A 4,091-nucleotide genomic window follows, 5' to 3' on the forward strand; every position below is an offset into this window, starting at 1 on the left:
TACTAAAATTAACTCTTTATGTAGAAAGTTTTTATTTTGTTTAAAGTTAAAAATAGAAAAAAGCATCTTCTAAATGCTCCATTTTAAATTCATTGCCTTCTTTATAAATTGCTACAATATCAAATCTAACATTAACATCTAAATCATTGAAAATTACATATTCATTTACGGCTTTTACCAAAAGTTGTATTTTTTTAGGTTTAACAAAATCCTGAGGTAATCCATATTCTATTGAAGAACGAGTTTTAACCTCAACAATAGCAAGTGTATTTTCTTTTAGAGCAATAATATCTATTTCTGCTTTTTGAAAAACCCAATTGGTTTCTAAAATTTCATAACCGTTTTTTTGCAGAAAATCTACAGCTAGTTCTTCTCCGAGTTTTCCTAGTTCATTGTGTTCTGCCATTAGTCATTGCGAGGAATAAAGCAATCTCCTCTTTATAGTTTATAGTAAATTTATTTTTTAATTTAAATGAAGTAAAATCACATAATCAAAATCACTTAATGCGATTTCTCCTGTGTCGAAATGACTAAATTCCGATTATTCAAAAACAATTGTACTCTCCAAATCATTAGCTTCAAGCGAGATTTTTCTTCCAAGAATTAATGCATGATTATCGGCCAAATGTCCTGCAGGAAAATTATAAATTATAGGAATTTTATAGGTTTTAGTTACATCATCAATAATTTCGAGTGCATTTTTTCCCCAAGGAATGTCATTGTCTTTCATTTTTGTCATTCCGCCAACGATAATTCCTTTCAAACTTTCTAGACAACCATTGCGTTTTAGGTTCATCATCATTCGGTCTATATGGTATAAATATTCGTCTAAATCTTCAATAAAAAGAATTTTATCTGTACAATCAATTGCCGATGGCGATCCAAAAAGACTGTATAAAATTGATAAATTTCCGCCAACTAAAACGCCACTTGCTTTTCCATATCGGTTCATTTGGTCGCATGGAACTGTATATTTCAAGCTTTCGCCAAATAATGATTTACGTAAAGATTCTTTAGCATCTTCGGTAGCTTTAGAACTTACAGGCATAATTCCGTGAATAGATTGATAACCCATTGTGTTTAAATGACTGTGTAAAACCGTTACATCGCTAAAGCCAACAATCCATTTAGGGCTTTGTTTAAACTTGGTGAAATCTAATAAATCAAGCATACGAACAGTTCCATAACCACCACGAACACACCAAATTGCTTTAATATTTGGATTGTCTAATTGGGTTTGAAAATCGGCTGCACGTTGTTCATCTGTTCCTGCAAGTTGGTTTTTATCTAATCCTATTGTGCTTCCAATTACTACTTCTAATCCCCAATTTTTTAACCAAGAAATGGCTGGTTGTAAATTGTCTTCAATGTTTTTACGAGCTGTTGCTACAATAGCAATTGTGTCGCCTTTTTTTAAATATGGTGGTGCAATCATAGTTTTTTGGGCTTGAAGGTTAATTGAGAGTAAAGAAAATAGAATAAAGAAAATAGATTTTTTTTTCATTTTTAAAAATGATATTTGCAAATATAAACAAAATGTTGATTCTGAAAAAGATTGTCCTAGCCCAGATAGAAGTGGAAATCCTTTTTTTCAATTGCCTTGGGTTTAAACCCAAGGCAATTGAAAAAAAGATTGAAACGAATAGCTGGAAATAGCTTCAAATCCTGAAATAAATTCAGGATAAATAAAACTCTCAATTCTATTGCTTATTTTTGCCAGATAATTACCCAATTTAACATGTTAGAAAACCCTAAAAGATATACAATTACTGCTGCTTTGCCTTATACAAATGGTCCAATTCACATAGGTCATTTGGCTGGTGTTTATGTTCCGAGTGATATTTATGCACGCTATTTACGTTTGCAAGGAAAAGATGTTGCGTTTATATGCGGAAGCGATGAACATGGCGTTGCAATATCGATGAAAGCTAAGAAGGAAGGCATTTCGCCACAAGAAGTGATTGATAAATATGATGCAATTATTAGAAAATCGTTTGTAGATTTCGGAATTTCGTTTGATAATTATTCTAGAACTTCGTCTAAAATTCATCACGATACTGCTCAAGAATTTTTTAGAAAATTGTATGATAATAATGATTTTATAGAAGAAGTTACTGAGCAATTATATGATGCAAAAGCAGATCAGTTTCTTGCCGATAGATTTGTGGTTGGAACGTGTCCGAAATGTGGAAACGAAGAAGCTTATGGTGATCAGTGTGAAAAATGTGGTTCTACATTAAATGCTACCGATTTAATTAATCCAAAATCGACAATTACTGGTGAAATTCCTGTTTTAAAATCGACAAAACATTGGTTTTTACCTTTAGACAGATACCAAGATTTTTTGAAAGAATGGATTCTTGTTGGTCACGAAAAAGATTGGAAAGTAAATGTTTTGGGTCAAGTAAAATCGTGGTTGGATGATGGTTTAAAACCAAGAGCAGTAACTAGAGATTTAGATTGGGGAATTGATGTGCCAGTTGAAGGCGCAGAAGGAAAGAAATTATATGTATGGTTTGATGCGCCAATTGGATACATTTCGGCAACCAAAGAATGGGCAGCACGAGAAGGAAAAAATTGGGAAGATTATTGGAAATTAGATTCCGCAAGCGGCGGAACAAGCACGAAACTGGTTCATTTTATAGGAAAAGACAATATTGTTTTTCATTGCATAATTTTTCCTGCAATGTTAAAAGCCGAAGGAACTTATATTTTACCAGACAATGTACCTGCAAATGAATTTTTAAATTTGGAAGGAAATAAATTGTCAACATCTAAAAATTGGGCAGTTTGGTTGCACGAATATTTAATAGATTTTCCAGGAAAACAAGACGTTTTGCGTTATGCATTAACTGCAAATGCGCCAGAAACAAAGGATAATGACTTTACTTGGAAAGATTTTCAGGCGAGAAATAACAATGAATTGGCAGCCGTTTTTGGAAATTTCATAAACAGAGTTGTAGTGTTGACCAATAAATATTATGACGGAATTGTGCCTCAACCAAATGAATTTAATGAAGTTGACGAACGAACTTTGGCAGAATTAAAAGCATATCCAGCAGTAATTTCATCATCGATAGAACGTTATAGATTTCGTGAAGCGCAAGTAGAATTAATGAATGTTGCCCGACTTGGAAATAAATATTTGGCAGATGAAGAACCTTGGAAAATGGTGAAAACTGATCCAGAAAGGGTAAAAACTCAAATGTATATTGCGATGCAAATTGCTGCGGCTTTACAAATTTTGTGCGAACCATTTTTGCCTTTTACATCTGGAAAATTAGTAAAAACGTTGCAATGCAACGTTTCTACAGCAAATTGGAAATCGGTTTCTGAAACATCAGAATTATTAAAACCGGGTCACAAAATTGGAGATGCAGAAATACTATTTGCACAAATAGAAGATGCTGAAATTCAAAACCAAATAGAAAAACTAGAAGCTACAAAAACCGCAAATAGGGAAGAGATTGCTTCGAACCTCGCAATGACAGAACCACAAAAAGAAACCGCAACATTTGAAGATTTTTCAAAATTAGATTTGCGCGTTGGAACCATAGTTGAAGCCGAAAAAATGCCCAAAGCCAATAAACTTTTGGTTTTAAAAGTGGATACAGGAATGGATGTTAGAACTATAGTTTCTGGTATTGCCGAACATTTTTCGCCAGAAGAAGTAATTGGAAAACGAGTTACAATTTTGGCAAATTTAGCACCAAGAACATTGCGTGGTGTTGAAAGTGAAGGAATGATTTTAATGACAAATTTGCCTGATGGGAAATTGGTTTTTGTAAATCCTGATGTTGATGGCGTTGATAATGGTGAAACGATTTCGTAGAAGCGTTGCATTGCAACGTATCAATTCATTTCACACGAAGTGTGTAAATTGATTGCAATAAAACCTGATGATTAAGTTGTATAAAAACAAATAAATTCAACATGATAAATATAATTTTATTGAAAATAATTTTCTATTTAAAAATATCTATATCTAATCCAAAAAAATATAAATAACATGTCATTAAAATTCCAAAATAAATATAGAATTGAATCTAGACGTTTAAAAAATTGGGATTACCGAAATAATGGTGCCTATT

The 4,091-nt window shown here is 32.5% G+C and carries 3 protein-coding genes; 1 reads left to right on the forward strand and 2 read right to left on the reverse strand.

Features of this window, described 5'->3' with window-relative positions:
• Positions 1-46: 46 nt before the first annotated feature.
• Together ACH2BO_RS15185 and ACH2BO_RS15190 are read right to left on the reverse strand one after the other, a co-directional pair.
• Positions 47-406 (reverse strand): YraN family protein, encoded by a 360-nt coding sequence (locus ACH2BO_RS15185; protein ID WP_395045575.1) that lies wholly within the window; start codon positions 404-406, stop codon positions 47-49.
• A 135-nt stretch (positions 407-541) separates the two neighbouring features.
• Positions 542-1,435: an LD-carboxypeptidase gene (locus tag ACH2BO_RS15190; protein ID WP_395045577.1), complete on the reverse strand. Its 894-nt coding sequence runs from the start codon at positions 1,433-1,435 to the stop codon at positions 542-544.
• Positions 1,436-1,738: 303 nt separating this feature from the next.
• Here ACH2BO_RS15190 and metG point away from each other — a divergent pair, with 303 nt between their 5' ends.
• Positions 1,739-3,832, forward strand: a complete 2,094-nt coding sequence (metG, locus tag ACH2BO_RS15195; protein ID WP_395045576.1) for a methionine--tRNA ligase — start codon at positions 1,739-1,741, stop codon at positions 3,830-3,832.
• Positions 3,833-4,091: the final 259 nt, after the last annotated feature.

Origin of the sequence: Flavobacterium sp. (assembly GCF_043773265.1) — a bacterium.
GTDB lineage: Bacteria > Bacteroidota > Bacteroidia > Flavobacteriales > Flavobacteriaceae > Flavobacterium.